General features: G+C 37.2%; 7 protein-coding genes. 3 read left to right on the top strand and 4 right to left on the bottom strand.

From position 1 onward, the window contains the following. The first annotated feature begins 352 nt into the window (after positions 1 to 352). A complete protein-coding gene (locus tag ACTU6T_RS01755) occupies positions 353 to 14,065 on the top strand; it encodes a T9SS type A sorting domain-containing protein (RefSeq protein ID WP_460219542.1) in 13,713 nt (4,570 codons plus the stop codon). Positions 14,066 to 14,287: 222 nt separating this feature from the next. Here ACTU6T_RS01755 and ACTU6T_RS01750 read toward each other — a convergent pair whose 3' ends face one another. Next, a complete protein-coding gene (locus tag ACTU6T_RS01750; RefSeq protein WP_460219541.1) occupies positions 14,288 to 14,653 on the bottom strand; it encodes a hypothetical protein in 366 nt (121 codons plus the stop codon). Positions 14,654 to 14,737: 84 nt separating this feature from the next. Then, positions 14,738 to 17,287, bottom strand: a complete 2,550-nt coding sequence (locus tag ACTU6T_RS01745; protein ID WP_460220733.1) for an ATP-dependent Clp protease ATP-binding subunit — start codon at positions 17,285 to 17,287, stop codon at positions 14,738 to 14,740. 257 nt (positions 17,288 to 17,544) lie between these two features. Here ACTU6T_RS01745 and gyrA point away from each other — a divergent pair, with 257 nt between their 5' ends. Beyond that, the gene (gene gyrA / locus ACTU6T_RS01740) at positions 17,545 to 20,094 is read left to right on the top strand and encodes a DNA gyrase subunit A (RefSeq protein WP_460219540.1); all 2,550 of its coding nucleotides are present in this window, start codon (positions 17,545 to 17,547) and stop codon (positions 20,092 to 20,094) included. Positions 20,095 to 20,122: 28 nt separating this feature from the next. Beyond that, positions 20,123 to 21,397 (top strand): tetratricopeptide repeat protein, encoded by a 1,275-nt coding sequence (locus ACTU6T_RS01735; protein ID WP_460219539.1) that lies wholly within the window; start codon positions 20,123 to 20,125, stop codon positions 21,395 to 21,397. A gap of 49 nt (positions 21,398 to 21,446) precedes the next feature. On the opposite strand, the gene ACTU6T_RS01730 is transcribed toward ACTU6T_RS01735, so the two are convergent. Beyond that, complete coding sequence (locus ACTU6T_RS01730; protein ID WP_460219538.1) at positions 21,447 to 22,199, bottom strand: C40 family peptidase; 753 nt, start codon at positions 22,197 to 22,199, stop codon at positions 21,447 to 21,449. 9 nt (positions 22,200 to 22,208) lie between these two features. After that, positions 22,209 to 23,387 (bottom strand): acetyl-CoA C-acyltransferase, encoded by a 1,179-nt coding sequence (locus tag ACTU6T_RS01725; protein WP_460219537.1) that lies wholly within the window; start codon positions 23,385 to 23,387, stop codon positions 22,209 to 22,211. Positions 23,388 to 23,472: the final 85 nt, after the last annotated feature.

Raw genomic sequence — 23,472 nt, 5'->3', positions numbered from 1 at the left:
GCTAATCAATAGCCTAGTGGCTTACTGTTCTTACCTTAAAATTGTTTAATAGCACAACAATTGATTATTAGCATTTATTAATTACAGAGCTATTTATGCTCTGATTGATGTTCTGTGTATTCAGTACATCAATGTTATTATTTTGAAGCTTACATGTAAATCTTGTATTTACAATTTTGCCGACAATACGTGTATTGTCAATAATATAAATGTTAAGATAATTTTAATTTAAAACCAAAATGTTATGTTTATGAGCAATTTTACTCGAAGTGGTAGACGAGCCAAAATTTGGCAATCTATCACGAACCTATCGTGTTGTAGCATTGATCTTATGACTAAACAAAGTAAAAGCATGAAGGCATTTGTCTTTATCATGCTTTTTGCGTTTAGTAGTGTTTCAGTGTTCGCACAAGGCTCGGAACGAAGTACATTCTTCAACCGATGTCAGGCAGATGCGCCTCCAGGTCCTACAGAGGCCGATGTGGCAAATCTCTATTTAAACCAATGTGGTGATATACCAGCCGAAGTCATTAAGTCGACTTTAATGGAAGGTAATGACTGTGCTTGGAATGTTGAATACACTTATGATATTAAGTGTGGAAGCTTTGAAGAGCAAATCAAAATATCATACAATGGTGGAGATTTAACAGTACCAGTATTGAATGATGGCGCAGTGTTGCCAACAGGTGGTGATAATTTGAATTTTTGCTATAATGATATTCCAGTCGGGCCATCAATTGGAGATATAGCTGCACTATACAGTGATAACTGTAGCGATGTAGTTGTGACCAAGTCAGGTGAACCAGAAGGAGGAGATTGTTCTTGGGCTGTAACCTACACCTATACAATTGCGGATGCCTGTGGTAACCCTGCTCCTGATGTGCAAGTTACTTACAGCGGTCGTGACAATGAGCCGCCTGTCTTTAATAAAGACATGCAAATTCCAACAGGTGCAACTGGTTTAAACCTTTGCTTTGTAGATAAATCTCAAGGTCCTACTGAAGAAGAGATTGCTGCAATGTTTGAAGATAATTGCGGTAATGTAAATGTTGAAAAAACAGGATACTCTAAAGGGAGTGACTGTAAATGGATGGCTGAATACACTTATACAATCCAAGATGATTGTGGTAACTTTGCTGCGCCAATTGTTATTATGTACAGCGGTGGAGACAATGAAGCTCCAGAATTAGCAGGTGTGCCTGATGATATAACAGTAAACTGTGCTGATTTAGTGCCAGAACCAGATTTCAAAAACGTTTCTGCATCTGATAATTGTACAGATAAATTAGAAATTATGGTTTCTGATGATCCTAGTCAATTAGATCCTTGTGTGGGCGGAGTAATTACAAGAACATACTCTGTTACTGATGATTGTGGACTTAGCGATTCGGCAACACAAACTATTACTGTGTTACCTACTCCAGAAGCTACTTTAGAAGCACCTGAGTTTCCAACAAATATTTCTTGCGAGGAAGCTGCAGCTTTTACAGCTCCAGCCGCAGAATATAATAATGGTATTGATGGTGGAGCTTGTGCTGTTTCAGGATCTATAGAAGCAGATGTGAATGCTCAATTTAATGAATGTGGAGGAACAATTACAGTATCTTACGATGGTGTAGATTCTTGCGATCGTCCATTAAGTGCTGGTCCTTATACTATTACGGTAGACCCAGCACCAGCTGCTGAATTTGAAACTGCATTTGAAGTTAATATTTCGTGTGAAGAATTTAATTCATTTGAAGCAGAAGATTTAAGCTATTCTAATGGGGCTGCAGGAGAATGTGAGATTTCTGGATCAGTTTCTGGAAACGTACCAGCATTCGATCCAACTTGTGGGGGAACATTTTATGTAGACTATATATTCACAGATGAGTGTGGACGTACAATTACTGCAAAGAGAACTGTAAATGTATCACCAGCACCAATGGCCGAGTTTGAAGCTGTTGAAAACATGGAGATTACATGTGAAGAGGCTAATGGATACGAAGCAGGATCATTATCATATACAAATGGTGGATCTGGAGCATGTGAGATTTCAGGATCAGTACCAGGTGAATTAAGTGGATCATACAATGAGTGTGGTGGAACACTTACAGTAAATTGGACATATACTGATGAATGTGATAGAACGATAGATGCAAGTAAGACAATTACTGTATTACCAGCGCCAATGGCTGAGTTTGAAGCTGTTGAAAACATGGAAATGACATGTGAAGAAGCTAACGGATTTGAGCCAGGATCATTATCATATACAAATGGAGGAACTGGAGCATGTGAGATTTCAGGATCAGTACCAGGTGAACTAAGTGGATCATACGATGAGTGTGGTGGAACACTTGAGGTTGATTGGTCATATACAGATGAGTGTGATAGAACGATCTCAGTTAAGAAAACAATCACAGTATTACCAGCGCCAATGGCTGATTTTGAAGCTGTTGAAGATATGGAAGTGTCTTGTGAAGAAGCTGCTTCTGTTGAGGCAGGATCATTATCATATACAAATGATGGAACTGGAGCATGTGAAATTTCTGGTGAAGTTCAAGGAGAATTAAGTGGATCATACGATGAGTGTGGTGGATCTTTTACAATTAATTGGTCATATACTGATGACTGTGATAGAACAATCACAGCGAGTAAAACGATTACTGTATTACCGGCTCCTGCTGCAGAATTTGAAGAAGTTGAAAACATGGAAATTTCATGTGAAGAGGCTATCGGATACGAAGCAGGATCATTATCATATACAAATGGAGGAACTGGAGCTTGTGAGATTTCAGGATCAGTACCAGGTGAATTAAGTGGGTCATACAATGAGTGTGGTGGTACTTTATTTGTTGATTGGACTTACACTGATGATTGTGATAGAACAATCACAGCTAAGAAAACAATCACAGTATTACCAGCACCAATGGCTGAGTTTGAAGCTGTTGAAGATATGGAAGTGTCTTGTGAAGAAGCTGCTTCGGTTGAGGCAGGATCATTATCATACACAAATGGTGGAACTGGAGCATGTGAGATTTCTGGTGAAGTTCAAGGAGAATTAAGTGGATCATACAATGAGTGTGGTGGAACACTTACAGTGAATTGGACCTATACTGATGAGTGTCAAAGAACAATCACAGCGAGTAAAACAATTACTGTATTACCAGCACCAATGGCTGAGTTTGAAGCTGTTGAAAATATGGAAATTTCATGTGAAGAGGCTAATGGATTTGAGCCAGGATCATTGTCATATACAAATGGAGGAACTGGAGCATGTGAGATTTCAGGATCAGTACCAGGTGAATTAAGTGGATCATACGATGAGTGTGGTGGAACACTTACAGTAAATTGGACATATACTGATGACTGTGATAGAACGATAGATGCAAGTAAAACAATTACTGTATTACCAGCACCAATGGCCGAGTTTGAAGCTGTTGAAAACATGGAGATTACATGTGAAGAGGCTAACAATTTTGAGCCAAGTTCATTATCATATACAAATGGAGGAACTGGAGCATGTGAGATTTCAGGATCAGTACCAGGAGAATTACTTGGATCATACGATGAATGCGGTGGAACACTTTATGTAGATTGGATATATACAGATGACTGTGGTAGAACAATCACAGCTAAGAAAACTATTATCGTACTACCAGCACCTGCTGCAGAATTCGAAGAGGTTGAAAACATGGAAATGACATGTGAAGAAGCTAACGGATTTGAGGCAGGATCATTATCATATACAAATGGTGGATCTGGAGTTTGTGAGATTTCTGGATCAGTACCAGGTGAACTAAGTGGATCATACGATGAATGTGGTGGAACACTTACAGTAAATTGGACATATACTGATGAATGTGATAGAACGATAGATGCAAGTAAAACAATTACTGTATTACCAGCGCCAATGGCTGAGTTTGAAGAAGTTGAAAACATGGAAATTTCATGTGAAGAGGCTAATGGATACGAAGCAGGATCATTATCATATACAAATGGTGGATCTGGAGTTTGTGAGATTTCAGGATCAGTACAAGGAGAATTAAGTGGGGCATACAATGAGTGTGGTGGTACTTTATTTGTTGACTGGACATACACTGATGATTGTGATAGAACAATCACAGCTAAGAAAACAATCACAGTATTACCAGCGCCAATGGCTGAGTTTGAAGCTGTTGAAGATATGGAAGTGTCTTGTGAAGAAGCTGCTTCTGTTGAGGCAGGATCATTATCATACACTAATGGTGGAACTGGAGCATGTGAAATTTCTGGTGAAGTTCAAGGAGAATTAAGTGGATCATACGATGAGTGTGGTGGAACACTTACAGTGAATTGGACCTATACTGATGAGTGTCAAAGAACAATCACAGCTAGCAAAACAATTACAGTATTACCAGCACCAATGGCTGAGTTTGAAGCTGTTGAGAACATGGAGATTACATGTGAAGAGGCTAATGGATACGAAGCAGGTTCTTTAGGATACACTAACGGTGGAACTGGAGCATGTGAAATTTCTGGTGAAGTTCAAGGAGAATTAAGTGGATCATACGATGAGTGTGGTGGAACGTTATTTGTTGATTGGACGTATACTGATGATTGTGATAGAACAATCACAGCTAAGAAAACAATCACAGTATTACCAGCACCAATGGCTGAGTTTGAAGAGGTTGAAGATATGGAAGTGTCTTGTGAAGAAGCTGCTTCGGTTGAGGCAGGTTCTTTAGGATACACTAACGGTGGAACTGGAGCATGTGAAATTTCTGGTGAAGTTCAAGGCGAATTAAGTGGATCATACGATGAGTGTGGTGGAACACTTGCAGTAAATTGGACTTATACTGATGATTGTGATAGAACAATCACTGCTAGCAAAACAATCACAGTATTACCAGCACCAATGGCTGAGTTTGAAGCTGTTGAAAACATGGAAATGACATGTGAAGAAGCTAACGGATTTGAGCCAGGATCATTATCATATACAAATGGTGGAACTGGAGTTTGTGAAATTTCAGGATCAGTTCCAGGCGAATTAAGTGGATCATACGATGAGTGTGGTGGAACACTAGAAGTAGACTGGACGTATACTGATGACTGTGATAGAACAATCACAGCTAAGAAAACAATCACTGTATTACCAGCACCAATGGCTGAATTTGAAGCTGTTGAAAATATGGAAATAACATGTGAAGAGGCTAATGGATTTGAGCCAGGATCATTGTCATATACAAATGGTGGAACTGGAGTTTGTGAAATTTCAGGATCAGTACCAGGCGAATTAAGTGGATCATACGATGAGTGTGGTGGAACATTATATGTAGATTGGACGTATACTGATGATTGTGATAGAACAATCGAGGCTAGAAAGACAATTACTGTATTGCCAGCACCAATGGCTGAGTTTGAAGAGGTTGAAAACATGGAGATTTCATGTGAAGAGGCTAATGCATTCGAGCCAGGATCATTATCATATACAAATGGTGGAACTGGAGCATGTGAGATTTCAGGATCAGTACCAGGTGAATTAAGTGGATCATACGATGAGTGTGGTGGAACACTTTATGTTGATTGGACGTATACTGATGATTGTGATAGAACAATCACAGCTAAGAAAACAATCACAGTATTACCAGCGCCAATGGCTGAGTTTGAAGCTGTTGAAGATATGGAAGTGTCTTGTGAAGAAGCTGCTTCTGTTGAGGCAGGATCATTATCATACACTAATGGTGGAACTGGAGCATGTGAAATTTCTGGTGAAGTTCAAGGAGAATTAAGTGGATCATACGATGAGTGTGGTGGAACACTTACAGTGAATTGGACATACACTGATGATTGTGATAGAACAATCACAGCTAGCAAAACAATTACAGTATTACCAGCACCAATGGCTGAGTTTGAAGCTGTTGAGAACATGGAGATTACATGTGAAGAGGCTAATGGATACGAAGCAGGTTCTTTAGGATACACTAACGGTGGAACTGGAGCATGTGAAATTTCTGGTGAAGTTCAAGGAGAATTAAGTGGATCATACGATGAGTGTGGTGGAACGTTATTTGTTGATTGGACGTATACTGATGATTGTGATAGAACAATCACAGCTAAGAAAACAATCACAGTATTACCAGCACCAATGGCCGAGTTTGATGAAGTTCAAGATATTTCTATTGCTTGTGAATTAGCAAGTCAATATGAAGTAGGTTCATTATCATATACAAATGGAGGAACTGGAGCTTGTGAGATTTCAGGATCAGTACCAGGCGAATTAAGTGGATCATACGACGAGTGTGGTGGAACACTTTATGTTGATTGGACGTATACTGATGACTGTCAAAGAACAATCACAGCTAGAAAAACTATCAATGTAGAGCCAGCACCAATGGCTGAGTTTGAAGCTGTTGAAAATATGGAGATGACATGTGAAGAGGCTAACGGATTTGAGCCAGGATCATTATCATATACAAATGGTGGAACTGGAGTTTGTGAAATTTCAGGATCAGTTCCAGGCGAATTAAGTGGATCATACGATGAGTGTGGTGGAACACTAGAAGTAGACTGGACGTATACTGATGACTGTGATAGAACAATCACAGCTAAGAAAACAATCACTGTATTACCAGCGCCAATGGCTGAATTTGAAGCTGTTGAAAATATGGAAATAACATGTGAAGAGGCTAATGGATTTGAGCCAGGATCATTGTCATATACAAATGGTGGAACTGGAGTTTGTGAAATTTCAGGATCAGTACCAGGCGAATTAAGTGGATCATACGATGAGTGTGGTGGAACATTATATGTAGATTGGACGTATACTGATGATTGTGATAGAACAATCGAGGCTAGAAAGACAATTACTGTATTGCCAGCACCAATGGCTGAGTTTGAAGAGGTTGAAAACATGGAGATTTCATGTGAAGAGGCTAATGCATTCGAGCCAGGATCATTATCATATACAAATGGTGGATCTGGAGTTTGTGAGATTTCAGGATCAGTACCAGGTGAATTAAGTGGATCATACGATGAGTGTGGTGGAACACTTTATGTTGATTGGACGTATACTGATGATTGTGATAGAACAATCACAGCTAAGAAAACAATCACTGTATTACCAGCACCAATGGCAGAGTTTGAAGCTGTTGATAATACAACAATTACTTGTGAGGAAGCTAATGAGTTTACCGCATATTCTTTATCATATACTAATAATGGAACTGGAGCATGTGAGATTTCTGGTGAAGTTGAAGGTGAGTTATCAGGTGAGTATTCTGAATGTGGAGGTCTATTATTTATTGACTGGACTTATACTGATGATTGTGATAGAACAATTACTGCGAGACAGCAAATAAAAGTTAATCCAGCACCAATGGCTGAGTTTGAAGAAGTTGAAAACATGGAGATTACATGTGAAGAGGCTAATTCATTCGAGCCAGGATCATTAGGTTACTCTAATGGTGGAACAGGCGTTTGTGAGATTTCAGGATCAGTACCAGGCGAATTAAGTGGATCATACGATGAGTGTGGTGGAACATTATTTGTTGATTGGACATATACTGATGATTGCCAAAGAACAATCACAGCTAAGAAAACAATTACTGTATTACCAGCACCAATGGCTGAGTTTGAAGAAGTTGAAGACATGGAGATTTCATGTGAAGAGGCTAATTCATTCCAAGCAGGATCATTATCATATACAAATGGTGGAACTGGCGTTTGTGAGATCTCAGGATCAGTACCAGGCGAAGCTACACCAGACTATGATGAGTGTGGAGGAGTAATTATTGTTAACTGGACATACACTGATGATTGTCAAAGAACAATCACAGCAAGTAAAACAGTTAATGTATTACCAGCACCAATGGCCGAGTTTGAAGAGGTTGAAAACATGGAGATTACATGTGAAGAGGCTAATTCATTCGAGCCAGGTTCTTTAGGATACACTAACGGTGGAACTGGAGCATGTGAAATTTCTGGTGAAGTTCAAGGAGAGTTAAGTGGATCATACGATGAGTGTGGTGGAACACTAGAAGTAGACTGGACGTATACTGATGACTGTGATAGAACAATCACAGCTAAGAAGACAATTACTGTATTACCAGCACCAATGGCTGAGTTTGAAGAGGTTGAAAACATGGAGATTTCATGTGAGGAAGCTAATTCATTCGAACCAGGATCATTAGGTTACTCTAATGGTGGAACAGGCGTTTGTAATATTTCAGGATCAGTACCAGGCGAATTAAGTGGATCATACGATGAGTGTGGTGGAACATTATTTGTTGATTGGACATATACTGATGACTGTGATAGAACAATCACAGCTAAGAAAACAATCACTGTATTACCAGCACCAATGGCTGAGTTTGAAGAAGTTGAAGACATGGAGATTTCATGTGAAGAGGCTAATTCATTCCAAGCAGGATCATTATCATATACTAATGGTGGAACTGGCGTTTGTGAGATCTCAGGATCTGTACCAGGCGAAGCTACACCAGACTATGATGAGTGTGGAGGAGTAATTATTGTTAACTGGACATACACTGATGATTGCCAAAGAACAATCACAGCAAGTAAAACAGTTAATGTATTACCAGCACCAATGGCCGAGTTTGAAGAGGTTGAAAACATGGAGATTACATGTGAAGAGGCTAATTCATTCGAGCCAGGTTCTTTAGGATACACTAACGGTGGAACTGGAGCATGTGAAATTTCTGGTGAAGTTCAAGGAGAGTTAAGTGGATCATACGATGAGTGTGGTGGAACACTAGAAGTAGACTGGACGTATACTGATGACTGTGATAGAACAATCACAGCTAAGAAGACAATTACTGTATTACCAGCACCAATGGCTGAGTTTGAAGAGGTTGAAAACATGGAGATTACATGTGAAGAAGCTAATTCATTCGAACCAGGATCATTAGGTTACTCTAATGGTGGAACAGGCGTTTGTAATATTTCAGGATCAGTACCAGGCGAATTAAGTGGATCATACGATGAGTGTGGTGGAACATTATTTGTTGATTGGACATATACTGATGACTGTGATAGAACAATCACAGCTAAGAAAACAATCACTGTATTACCAGCACCAATGGCTGAGTTTGAAGAAGTTGAAGACATGGAGATTTCATGTGAAGAGGCTAATTCATTCCAAGCAGGATCATTATCATATACTAATGGTGGAACTGGCGTTTGTGAGATCTCAGGATCTGTACCAGGCGAAGCTACACCAGACTATGATGAGTGTGGAGGAGTAATTATTGTTAACTGGACATACACTGATGATTGCCAAAGAACAATCACAGCAAGTAAAACAGTTAATGTATTGCCAGCACCAATGGCCGAGTTTGAAGAAGTTGAAAACATGGAGATTACATGTGAAGAGGCTAATTCATTCGAGCCAGGATCATTAGGTTACTCTAATGGTGGAACTGGAGTTTGTGAGATTTCAGGATCAGTACCAGGTGAATTATCAGGTACATATGATGAATGTGGAGGAAAACTTGAAGTTGATTGGACTTACACTGATGATTGCCAAAGAACAATCACAGCTAAGAAGTCAATAACTGTATTACCAGCACCAATGGCTGAGTTTGAAGAAGTTGAAGACATGGAGATTTCATGTGAAGAGGCTAATTCATTCCAAGCAGGATCATTATCATATACTAATGGTGGAACTGGCGTTTGTGAGATCTCAGGATCTGTACCAGGCGAAGCTACACCAGACTATGATGAGTGTGGAGGAGTAATTATTGTTAACTGGACATACACTGATGATTGCCAAAGAACAATCACAGCAAGTAAAACAGTTAATGTATTACCAGCACCAATGGCCGAGTTTGAAGAAGTTGAAAACATGGAGATTACATGTGAAGAAGCTAATTCATTCGAGCCAGGATCATTAGGTTACTCTAATGGTGGAACAGGCGTTTGTGAGATCTCTGGATCAGTACCAGGAGAATTGAGTGGATCATACGATGAGTGTGGTGGAACATTAGAAGTAGATTGGACTTACACTGATGATTGTGATAGAACAATCACAGCTAAGAAAACAATTACTGTATTACCAGCACCAATGGCCGAGTTTGAAGAAGTTGAAAACATGGAGATTACATGTGAAGAGGCTAATTCATTTGTGCCAGGATCATTATCATACACTAATGGTGGAACAGGAGCATGTGAGATCGCAGGATCAGTACCAGGTGAATTATCAGGTACATATAATGAATGCGGTGGAAAACTTGAAGTTGATTGGACATTTACTGATGAGTGTGGTAGAACAATCACAGCTAAGAAGTCTGTAACAGTGTTGGCAGCGCCAATGGCTGAGTTTGCAGAAGTTCAAGATATTTCTATTGCTTGTGAGTTAGCAAGTCAATATGAAGTGAATCCGTTAAGCTATACAAATGGCGGAACAGGAGCATGTGAGATCGCAGGATCAGTACCAGGTGAATTATCAGGTACATACGATGAATGTGGTGGAACACTTTATGTAGATTGGACATTTACTGATGATTGTGGAAGAACAATTACAGCTAGAAAAACAATCAATGTTGAGCAAGCTGATATGGCAGAATTTGAAGCTGTAGAAAACATGGAAGTTTCATGTGAAGAGGCTGGTTCTATCGAAGCTGGATCATTATCTTACTCTAATGGAATTGATGACGATGCTTGTAATATTTCAGGATCAGTACCAGGCGAATTAAGTGGATCATACGATGAGTGTGGTGGAAAACTTGAAATCGATTGGACATTTACTGATGACTGCGGTAGAACAATCACAGCTAAGAAGTCAATTACTGTATTGCCAGCACCAATGGCTGAGTTTGAAGGCGTTGAAAACATGGAGATTACATGTGAAGCAGCTAATTCATTCCAAGCAGGATCATTATCATATACAAATGGTGGAACAGGAGTTTGTGAGATCTCAGGATCTGTACCAGGCGAAGCTACACCAGACTATGATGAGTGTGGAGGAGTAATTATTGTTAACTGGACATACACTGATGATTGTCAAAGAACAATCACAGCAAGTAAAACAGTTAATGTATTACCAGCTCCAATGGCTGAGTTTGAAGAGGTTGAAAACATGGATATTACATGTGAAGAGGCTAATTCATTCGAGCCAGGATCATTAAGCTATACTAATGGTGGAACAGGAGCATGTAATATTTCAGGATCAGTGCCAGGAGAATTGAGTGGATCATACGATGAGTGTGGTGGAGAGCTTGAAGTTGATTGGACATATACTGATGAGTGTGGTAGAACTATAACAGCTAAAAAGTTGATTAAAGTTGCACCAGCACCTCCTGCAGTATTCGAAAACGCGCCAAATGTTGAAATTTCTTGTGAGGAATTTGATGGATATCAAGACTCATTATCATACACTAATGGAGGAACAGGCGTTTGTGAGATCTCAGGATCTGTACCAGGCGAGGCTCAACCATTCGATGGAAGTTGTGGATCATTTGAAGTAGATTATACATTTACTGATGATTGTGGACGTACAATTACAGCAAAACGTACAGTGACTGTAATTGATAGTGAAGCACCACAACCAACTGGAGTTTGTGATGATGAAGAAATGAGAATGGAAGGTTGCCCAGCTACTGCTGAAATCTCTTTACAAGTTGGAGATGAGATTAGTATTGCTGATAGAGACTGGACTGTTGGAGGAGTATCTATAGAAGATATGAACGGAACTTTAGCACCATGTTTCGCAGATAACTGTGCTGCAACAGAAGATTTAACTTTCAGAGTTATTTCTAAAGGAGCAGAAAGAACAGATTGTGAAGCAACGTTAACTGTTACATTTGAAGTTGAAGATACTTGTGAAAATGTATCTGAACCATTTACATGTACGTTTATTATTGAAGATACAACAGACCCTACATTTGATGGAGATCTTCCAGAAGATTTAGAACTTGAATGTGGTGAAGCTATTCCAGATGCGCCAGTATTAACAGCTAGTGATGATTGTTCGGATGTTACTGTAGAGTATGATCCAGGAATGAATAAGAGAGTTTGTAAAGCAGATGATGCTAGCAACCATACATTATGGATTAGCAATAAAGCTGGATTAGACGCTACTAACAAGAACTGGACAGCAACTAGTGCTACATCATTTGAGCAATATCCAAATGGTACAGCTAAGCTTGAAGGAACTGTTGCTAATGTTGATGATGCAACTCAGATATTTGAATTTGTAGCATGGTTTAAAGATGCGAGCACTTACGAAGAGTGGACATCTACGCCAAATGCAGCATCTTCAACTGGATTCCGTCAGCCTAAGCTTAATGCAGGTACTACTAATGGAGCTACACTAGCTGATGCTGAAACTTGGACTTATTACCTAATGGATGAATCTAAAGATAACAAATTAGTTGGTCAAGGAGCTTATGCAGGAGTAGAGTTGTCTCTATCTCATAACCCAGCTAACTTAGTATTTGGATTACAATATGGTGAGAAAGCAAGTTTACAGAGCAATGGTCTAGGAGTATCTACTTGGATTAGAATTAATGGAGAATACAATGGAGAAGATTTCTACAGTAAAGGAGACTTTAATGTAGCGTTATCTGACTGTGTTGAAGAACCAAACTTCGATCCAAATGGAGGATGTGATCAAACTATCGTTCGTACATGGACTGCTACAGATGCTTGTGGTAATGAGGCAACTCATACACAAACTATCACAATTACTGATGGTGAAGCACCAGTAGTGGATTGTCCAGAAGATGTTGACTTCGGTATAGTTGATGAGACGCCAACTCAGTTCGCTGATAAGGCACCTTATTCAGATAATTGTAGTGCTGATGGTCAAACGCAAGTATACACTGATAGTGATATTGTTTCAGAATGTACAAGTGTTCAGGCTAGTACTGAGTACAGATTCATCTTTGAAGCTGGATATATCCTTGATTTAGGAGATGGACCTGCAGGAGTAATTAACGATCAGCCATATTATAATGGTGTTGTTACTGATTACAATGGAAATGTGTTACCATCTTATGGTACATTCCAAGTAGTATTTAATCCTGAAGCTAATCAGTTTGATGTATTACAAGACTTTGGAAGTGGACAGTTTGTTGCGGGTAGTGCAACGGCAGATGCCTTCAATAACTGTGATGCTGATGATTGGTACTTTGAGTCTACAAATGGACACAATAAAGCGTTCACTATTGAATGTGGTGATTACGTGACTGTATATACATATTCATTTACTCGTACGTTCTATGCAACTGACGATTGTGGAAATGTTGGAGAATGTGAAGTTGACTATAGCTGGTCAATCGAGCAAGAAACTGCACCATGTGAAACGGCATTTGCTAAGGATCCTAATAATGATATCAGCGAATGTTTCATCCCAACATTTAACAGATGGGGTTGGACTAATACATATGCTGGAGAAGGAGTTTATACTCTAGATCTTTATGCAGGAGCTGCACACTGTAATTACCAAAACCTAGAACCTGTAGGAGAGGTAGTTGTAGATTATACAGATGGATTTGTAACTGTGACTTATGAGATATTTGATGGTTTCGCAATGAGTGAAGCACAAGTATACATTGGTTGTGATGCTTATCCTACAAATAATGGTAATCCAACAGTTGCTCCAGGACAGTATAATTTCTTACCAAACTTCAGTGGAAGTGTTCAGAATTATACAGTTGGTCCTATCGCAGCAGATGGTCCTATTACAGTAATTGCTCACGCAACGGTATGTGGTACAACTTGTGATACCGTTCTTTCTGACGATGAAAATGGAATCTTTACTCCTGATACAAATGAAATTGTAGGATGCGGAGAGATTTTTGCAGCAAGAGAGACAGCAGAGATAGACTTTACAGCTTATCCAGTACCATTTGATAAGGAAGTTAATATTGCTTACTCATTTGAGTTTGATACTAATGTAACTATTGAGTTATTCGATACTAAAGGTCTATTGATCTTAAAAGAGACTAACGATAGATACGTTAAAGGTTCTGATGCTAAATCAACGTTTGATTTATCAAGAATCTCAAACCAAATGTTCTATGTGAAGTTAACTACTAATCAAGGTTCTATTACTAAGAAGATTGTATCTTCTGGTAAGAAGTAATTAGATAAATAATTAGGGAATTTCCCTAAGGGTAAATAAAAAAGGCAGCTATTTATAGCTGCCTTTTTGTATGTATTATATTTGATGATGTTATTTTGGTTTGTGATGTAGAGTGTTAAGTTTAAGGTACTATTTTAAGTTGCTATAATTCTAAAAATGGTACACAAGCGTAATGTGAGGAATTGTTATAGGTTAAAAGAAAAGAAAAAAGGGTGTAATATTTTATTTAGTGACAGAGCGTGCCCATTCGATAGCTTCAGTTAAAGTATCGAAAATTTCAAAAGGCTTATTAAGAAATAACTTTTCTATTTGAGCGGCACTTTTTGCCATATAATTTTTTGAAACCACACAAAAGCCTACTAAATTACTGATTTTTGAAGTGTCTTTATAAACAGCTGGGTCTACAGAATATGAATGTACACGATGTGTGATATAAACAAACGGTTTGTTTTTAAAATAGGTGTCAGCTATATTTTTTAGAACCTCATTGTGATCTGAAGTAATATTAACACCAGTATTTACGGTAACTACCATATAGTTATCATAAATGTGAATGTCACAAAAATCTAATGTTAACTTATCTGTCATATTCTAAAGTTAATCAATCTGAAAGCTAGAAACAAAAAAAAAGCCTCTTTATTTAAAGAGGCTTTTTGATATATGTATTTAAAATTATGACTCTGTTTGAGTTTCAGACTTTTCTATTTTAATCGTCAATTCATCAGATTTTGTATCTAAATCCATAGTAATAGTGTCGCCTTCATGCAATTGAGAATTGATAATCTCTTCCGCAAGAGCATCTTCAATATATTTTTGAATCGCTCTTTTTAATGGTCGTGCACCATAGTCTTTGTCAAAGCCTTTTTCAGCAATATAATCTTTAGCTTTTTTACTTAGTTTAAGCTTATACCCTAAATCTTTAATTCGTTTAATAAGATGCGCTAATTCAATGTCTATAATCTTATTAATGTCTTCTTTTTCGAGCGCATTGAATACCATTACATCATCAATTCTGTTTAAAAATTCAGGAGCAAATGCTTTTTTAAGTGCATTTTCGATAATGCTTCTGGAATTGTCGTTAGCTTGAGCTGCTTTTGCAGAGGTTCCGAAACCAACACCTTGACCAAAATCTTTAAGTTTTCTTGCTCCAATATTAGACGTCATAATGATAATAGTGTTTCTAAAATCTATCTTTCGTCCTAAGCTATCTGTTAAATAACCGTCGTCTAAGACTTGTAATAGCATATTAAAGACATCTGGGTGAGCTTTTTCAATTTCGTCTAGTAAGATAACAGCATAAGGTTTACGACGAACTTTTTCAGTAAGTTGTCCGCCTTCTTCATATCCAACATAACCCGGAGGAGCTCCAATTAATCTCGATATGGCAAATTTTTCCATGTATTCACTCATGTCGATTCTAACTAGCGCTTCTTCACTATCAAATAGTTCACGAGCAAGAACTTTGGCTAATTGTGTTTTACCAACGCCTGTTTGCCCTAAAAATATAAATGAACCAATGGGCTTGTTTGGGTCTTTAAGTCCAGCACGATTACGCTGAATAGCCTTGACGACCTTTGCAACAGCTTCATCTTGCCCAATAACTTTGCCTTTGATTAATTCTGGTAGTTGAGCTAACTTATTGCTTTCTGTTTGAGCAATCCTATTAACGGGAATTCCTGTCATCATTGATACCACATCAGCAACATTATCTTCTGATACGATTTCGCGATGTTGCTTGGTTTCTTCTTCCCATTTTTCTTGAGCAACTGCTAACTCTTTTTCTAGACGTTTTTCATCATCTCTTAATTTTGCAGCCTCTTCATATTTTTGCTTTTTAACAACCTTATTTTTGGTTTCCTTAACTTCTTCTAACTTTTTCTCTAATTCTAAAATTTGTTTAGGAACATCAATGTTGGTAATATGTACACGAGAACCAGCTTCATCCAAAGCATCAATAGCTTTGTCAGGAAGGAAGCGTTCTGTCATATATCTATTGGTTAATTTTACACAAGCTTCAATAGCTTCATCTGTATAATCAACATTATGATGTTCTTCATATTTACCTTTTATGTTGTTAAGAATTTCAATTGTTTCTTCAACAGAAGTTGGTTCAACAATGACTTTTTGAAAACGACGCTCTAGGGCACCATCTTTTTCGATGTATTGTCTATATTCATCTAAAGTTGTTGCTCCAATACATTGAATTTCACCTCTAGCTAAAGCAGGTTTAAACATATTAGAAGCATCTAAACTTCCTGTTGCACCACCAGCACCAACTATGGTATGAATTTCATCAATAAACAAAATAATATCATCGTTCTTTTCAAGTTCATTCATTACTGCTTTCATACGCTCTTCAAACTGTCCACGATATTTTGTTCCAGCAACGAGGCTAGCTAAATCTAATGTGACCACACGCTTGTTAAACAGGATTCTTGATACTTTTCGTTTTACAATTCTAAGGGCTAATCCTTCAGCAATGGCAGATTTACCAACACCTGGCTCACCAATTAATAAGGGGTTATTTTTTTTGCGTCGACTCAAAATTTGAGAGACACGTTGTATTTCTTTCTCTCTTCCAACAACGGGGTCAAGTTTGCCTTCTTCGGCCATAGCAGTAAGATCTCTACCAAAGTTGTCTAAAACAGGTGTCTTAGATTTTTTTGTTGATTTTGCTGATGTTTGTCCAAAAGGATTTTCTTTGCCATTGTCCTCTTCTGTAGGTTCATCATCAGAGAAGGATTCAGATTTTGGAAGATCTATATAATCGTCATCATTTGTAATCATAAATTTGAATTGTTCTTTTACATTATCATAATCTACTTTCAACTTATTCAAAAGTTTAGTAGTAGGATCGTTTTCATTTCTTAAAATGCACAGTAATAAATGTGCTGTATTGATAGAGGTGCTTTGAAATAATTTGGCTTCTAAAAATGTGGTCTTTAAAGCACGTTCTGCCTGTCGAGTAAGATGCAAGTTTTTTTTCTCATTTGAAGCGACAGTAATATTTGGATTTGCAGGACTCAATATTTCAACCTTTCGTCTTAAATGATTAAGGTCTATGTCCAATGCATTTAATATATCTATAGCTTTACCATTACCATCACGAAGAAGCCCCAACATTAAATGTTCGGTTCCTATAAAATCGTGACCTAATCGCAACGCTTCTTCTTTACTGTACGCAATTACATCTTTAACTCTTGGGGAAAAATTATCATCCATAGTAATCTCTTTCTGCATTAAAAATAATAAAATCTATATATAAAAAGGCAAAAACTATACCTTAAATATAGCACTGCCACTAATAGAGTGAAAAAAGTTTACAAATTCAAAGTATTTAACAGGATACTTATTAAAAATTAGGTTAAAATTTGTTAATAAATAGTTTTAAATTTCGAGTATTTGAGTCGCTTAAACACTAAGGAAATCCTTATCTTAGCACGATTTGAAAACCTACAAAAATCTAATTTATATAATATATGGAAGAAGGAGAGAAATTGATCCCTATAAACATTGAGGATGAAATGAAATCTGCCTACATTGATTATTCAATGTCGGTCATTGTGTCACGTGCATTACCAGATGTAAGAGATGGTTTAAAACCTGTACATAGACGTGTGCTCTATGGTATGCATGAACTTGGTGTTAGGTCAAATACTGCTCATAAAAAATCAGCAAGAATTGTTGGGGAAGTATTAGGTAAATATCATCCACACGGAGATACATCTGTATATGATGCAATGGTTCGTATGGCTCAAGAATGGAGTCTGCGATACATGCTTGTTGATGGTCAAGGGAATTTTGGTTCGATTGATGGTGATAGTCCAGCAGCAATGCGTTACACAGAAGCCAGAATGAAAAAGATATCTGAGGAAATGTTAGCAGATATTGACAAAGAAACGGTTGATCATAAACTCAATTTTGATGATACCTTACAGGAACCGACTGTGCTTCCAACAAGAATACCAGGACTTCTAGTCAATGGAGCCTCTGGAATTGCAGTAGGTATGGCAACTAATATGCCACCACATAATCTTTCCGAAGTTGTTGATGGAACTATAGCCTATATTGATAATAATGATATAGAGATTGATGAACTTATTCAACATGTTAAGGCACCAGATTTTCCAACGGGAGGAACTATTTATGGTTACGATGGTGTTCGTGAAGCATTTAAAACTGGACGAGGGCGAATCGTTTTACGAGGTAAAGCAATTATTGAAGAAGTTCAAGGTAGAGAATGTATCATTGTAACAGAGATTCCTTATCAAGTCAATAAGGCAGATATGATTAAAAAGACTGCCGATTTAGTTAACGACAAAAAGATTGATGGAATTTCGCTTATTAGAGATGAATCCGATAGAAAAGGAATGCGTATTGTTTATGTATTAAAGCGTGACGCTATTCCAAATATTGTCTTAAATAAATTATATAAGTATACAGCATTACAATCGTCTTTTAGTGTTAATAATATTGCCTTAGTTAATGGTAGGCCTCAGTTATTGAACCTTAAAGACCTTATTCATTATTTTGTTGAGCATAGACATGAAGTTGTTGTAAGGCGTACTAAATATGAATTACGTAAAGCTGAAGAACGCGCACATATTTTAGAAGGTTTAATTATAGCTTCAGATAACATAGATGAAGTGATTGCACTTATTCGTGCCTCTTCTAATGCTGATGAAGCACGTTCAAAATTAATTGAACGCTTTAAGCTTTCAGAAATTCAAGCGAAGGCAATCGTTGAAATGCGATTGCGTCAACTTACAGGTTTAGAACAAGATAAATTACGTTCTGAATATGAAGAGTTAATGAAAACTATTGAAGATCTTAAAGATATCCTTGACAAAAAAGACCGTCGTATGGATATTATCAAAGAAGAGCTTCAAGTTGTAAAAGAAAAGTATGGCGATGAACGTCGCTCTCTTATTGAATATGCAGGAGGTGACTTGAGTATTGAAGATATGATTCCAGACGAACAAGTAGTGATTACTATTTCTCATGCTGGTTACATTAAAAGAACATCGCTTACTGAATACAAAACACAAAATAGAGGAGGTGTTGGTCAAAAAGCCTCGACGACAAGAAATGAAGACTTCTTAGAGCATTTATTTATTGGTACAAACCATCAATATATGTTGTTTTTTACACAAAAAGGAAAATGTTTTTGGATGCGTGTGTATGAAATCCCAGAAGGGAGTAAAACTTCTAAAGGTAGAGCTATTCAGAACTTAATCAATATAGAACAAGATGATAAAGTAATGGCTTTTATCTGTACTCAAGATTTAAAAGATGAAGATTACATCAATAGTCATTATGTGATTATGGCTACTAAAAAAGGTCAGGTGAAGAAAACATCTTTAGAGCAATATTCTAGACCTAGAACCAATGGAATTAACGCCATTACCATTAAAGAAGATGATGAACTTCTAGAAGCTAAATTAACGACTGGAAATAGTCAAGTTATGCTAGCTCTTAAATCGGGTAAAGCGATTCGATTCGAGGAAGAAAAAACGAGACCTATGGGTAGGAATGCCTCTGGTGTAAGAGGGATTCGATTGGCAAATGATAATGACGAAGTTATCGGTATGATTGCTATTGAGAACTCACAAGAGGAGTCTGTTTTAGTAGTATCTGAAAAAGGCTATGGAAAACGAAGCTATATAGATGATCCTGAAGATGGAGAAGCAATTTATAGAATTACTAATCGAGGCGGAAAAGGAGTGAAAACAATTTCTGTGACTGAAAAAACAGGACATTTAGTAGCTATAAAATCAGTTACTGATGAAGATGATCTAATGATTATCAACCGATCTGGAATTGCTATTAGAATGGAAGTAAAAGACTTAAGAGTTATGGGAAGAGCAACTCAAGGCGTGAAACTTATCAACTTAAAAGGGAGTGATTCTATTGCGGCTGTTGCAAAGGTCATGAAAGAAGATGAGGAAGAAGAAAATGATATTTTAGATACTGATATTCAGGATATTAACGAAAATGGCACAACTATTGATTCTTCGGAAGAAGAATAACATACATTAACACTTAAAATAACTAATAATGAAAAAACAAATTGTAGTTGCTTTAGCACTATTGATAAGTACTATTTCATTTTCTCAGAAAAATGAGTTAAAAGCTGCTGAAAAAGCAATTAAAACTGGAAATTTTGCTGATGCAAAATCGGCAATACAATCTGCTGAATCCTTAATTGGAAGTGCAGATGCTAAATTGAAAGCAAAATTCTATTTCCTAAAAGCAAAAGCACTTTATGCTAATGGAACAGGATCCAATTCGGATATTGATAAAGCCATTGAAAGCTTTAATAAAGTTGCAGATGTTGAGGGGTCTAGTAAAGGTAAATATACAGTACAGGTGAATACTTTGAAATCTGAAATTTTAAATAACTTTTTAACTAAAGCAAACTCAGCTTTACAAAGTAAAGATTATGTAAAGTCTTCTGAAGGTTTTGATAAAGCCTATAGAATGTCGCCACAAGACACGTTATATCTTTATTATGCAGCATCTACAGCAGTTACAGGACAAGATTATGAGACTTCATTAAGATATTATGAGGAGCTAAGAGATTTAGGTTACCAAGGTATTGAAATGGAATACACTGCGATGAATAAGGAGTCTGGTGAGGAAGAGTTGTTTGATACAAAAATTATGCGTGATGCTTCGGTACGAGCTGGAAGTCATATTACACCTAAGGAAAAGCAAACAGAATCTAAATCTGCAGAGATTGTAAAGAATATTGCTCTTATTCACTTAAGTAATGGTGATAATGAAAAAGCTGTTGCTGCAATGAAAGATGCTAGAGCCCAAAATCCTGATGATTTAGGCTTATTAATCTCAGAAGCTAACGTTCAGCTTAAAATGGGAAATAAGGACGAATTTAAGGCCTTGATGCAAGAAGCAACAACTAAAGATCCTAACAATGCTGAATTACAATATAACCTTGGGGTTATTGCAGGCGAGGCTGGAGAGTTTGATTCGGCTAAAGCGTATTATGAAAAAGCAATATCATTAGATCCTTCTTATGCTGATGCTTATAATAACATGGCTGTTTTGATTTTAGGTCAAGAGAAAGAAATTTTTGATAAGATGAATGCTTTAGGTACATCTGCTGCAGATGATAAAAAGTATGATGAGCTTCAAAAAGAGAAGCAATCACTTTACGAATCTGCTATTCCATATTTAGAAACGACTTTAAAATTAAAGCCTAAAAGCGTACAGGCTGCGAAAACACTAATGAATATTTATAGTGCACTTTCAATGACTGATAAGTTTAAAGCAATGAAAACAAAAGTAGAAGAACTAGAAGCAGGAAACTAGTTTTGATATTAGGTTAAAAAAAAGCGTCCAAATATTCTGGACGCTTTTTTTATTGAATAATTTTTTTGATTACCCTAAGTTTGTGTGTGTGAAGACGTTTGTCAACATTATAAATTCCTGAATGATCTAATCGATCTATACGCACTTTTCCATGGGCATGAATTATGTAATTATCTTCCATAATAATTCCTACATGTGTGATATGCCCATCTTGGTTGTCAAAAAATGCTAAATCTCCAGGTTCGCTTTCTTCAATAAAACTTAAGGCTTGACCTTGAGTTGCTTGTTGGGATGCATCACGTAAAATATGATAACCATTTAATTTATACACCATTTGAGTAAAACCAGAACAATCGATGCCAAAAGGTGTTTTTCCTCCCCATAAATAAGGTGCATTGAGGTATGTAAATGCAGTTTCAATTATGTTAGATCTATCTTGCTTGTTTGAAATTTGATTGCCATCGTAGCTGTGGTTTAGTAATTTTAAACCGTTTAATGATGAACCTATTGGAATCGTATATAATTGCTGATTTTTATCTTGGATATATTCGATTAAGTCTTTCGTCAAGATATGCTCTTGCAGCTTAATCATTTTATAATTCTCCTCAGAGATTTCTACATACTGTTTGTTATCTATCCAACCTTCGTATTTGTCAAAAGCCAAACGAATTCGACTCCAAGATTTACGCTGTTCTAATACTTTGAAAATTTCACCATAGAGCACCTGCGATACTAACTCACTAGAATCATTTGCTTCTATTCGAAGAGGAACAATACTCAGATGACAAATTCCGTATTGCATTATTCCTTATTAATTACGTTCAATAACAATAGCAGAAGCACCTCCTCCACCATTACAAATAGCAGCAGCTCCTAATTTTGCATTGTTTTGTTGTAGTACACTAAGCAGTGTGATTATAATTCTTACTCCAGAGCAACCTAAAGGATGTCCTAAAGATACAGCGCCACCATTTACGTTAACATTACTATCAGACAATCCTAGTATTTTCATATTTGCTAAACCAACAACCGAGAAGGCCTCATTAAACTCGAAATAATCAATATCATTAAGAGATACACCAGCTTTATCGAGTGCTTTAGGTAATGCTTTAGCTGGAGCAGTTGTAAACCATTTTGGTTCATGCGCAGCATCAGCATAACTTTTAATTGTTGCCAATGGGCTTAACTCTAATTCTTCAGCTTTGTCTTTACTCATTAAAACCATAGCTCCCGCACCATCATTTATTGTAGATGCATTTGCAGCTGTTACAGTTCCGTCTTTAGTAAATGCAGGTCGCAATGCTGGAATTTTATCCATCTTTACATTACTATACTCTTCATCTTTAGACACTACAATTGGCTCACCACGTCGTTGAGGTACTTCAACTGGAGTAACTTCATTATCAAATTTTCCAGCATCCCAAGCTGCAGCAGAACGATTATAAGACTGAATTGCGAAGGCGTCTTGATCTTCTCTAGAAAACTCATATTCAGCAGCACAAGCATCTGCACATACGCCCATAGCATTCTGATCATAGACATCAACCAAACCGTCTTTTTGCATACCATCTTCCATTTTGGCTGGACCAAATTTTGTGGCAGATCGAGCATGATAATAATGCGGAATTAAGCTCATGTTTTCCATGCCACCAGCAACTACAATGTCGGTATCACCTAAAGCGATAGATTGAGCAGCTTGCATGACAGTTTTCATACCTGAGGCACACACTTTATTAATTGTCGTACATGGTACCGTATCAGGAATACCAGCAAAAATAGCAGCTTGACGAGCAGGAGCTTGGCCAGTTCCAGCCTGAACGACATTGCCCATTAAAACCTCTTCAACTAATTCTGGTTTTAAGTTTATTTTCTCTAATGCAGCTTTAATTGCTATAGCTCCCAATTTAGGAGCGGGAATAGTTGATAAAGCCCCTAAAAAACTACCAATTGGAGTTCTTGCTGTTGATACGATGACGACGTCTCTATTCATTTTAATTTTATTTTGTTTGTAGCTGCAAAATTAATCATTTTTTAATTAAAAGACCTCGTGAATGTAATTACATCAGTTCTATTAT

It is taken from the genome of Psychroserpens citreus, from assembly GCF_055686305.1.
Note: the sequence above shows the minus strand (reverse complement) of the source record. Positions and strands in the feature narration are given on the sequence as shown.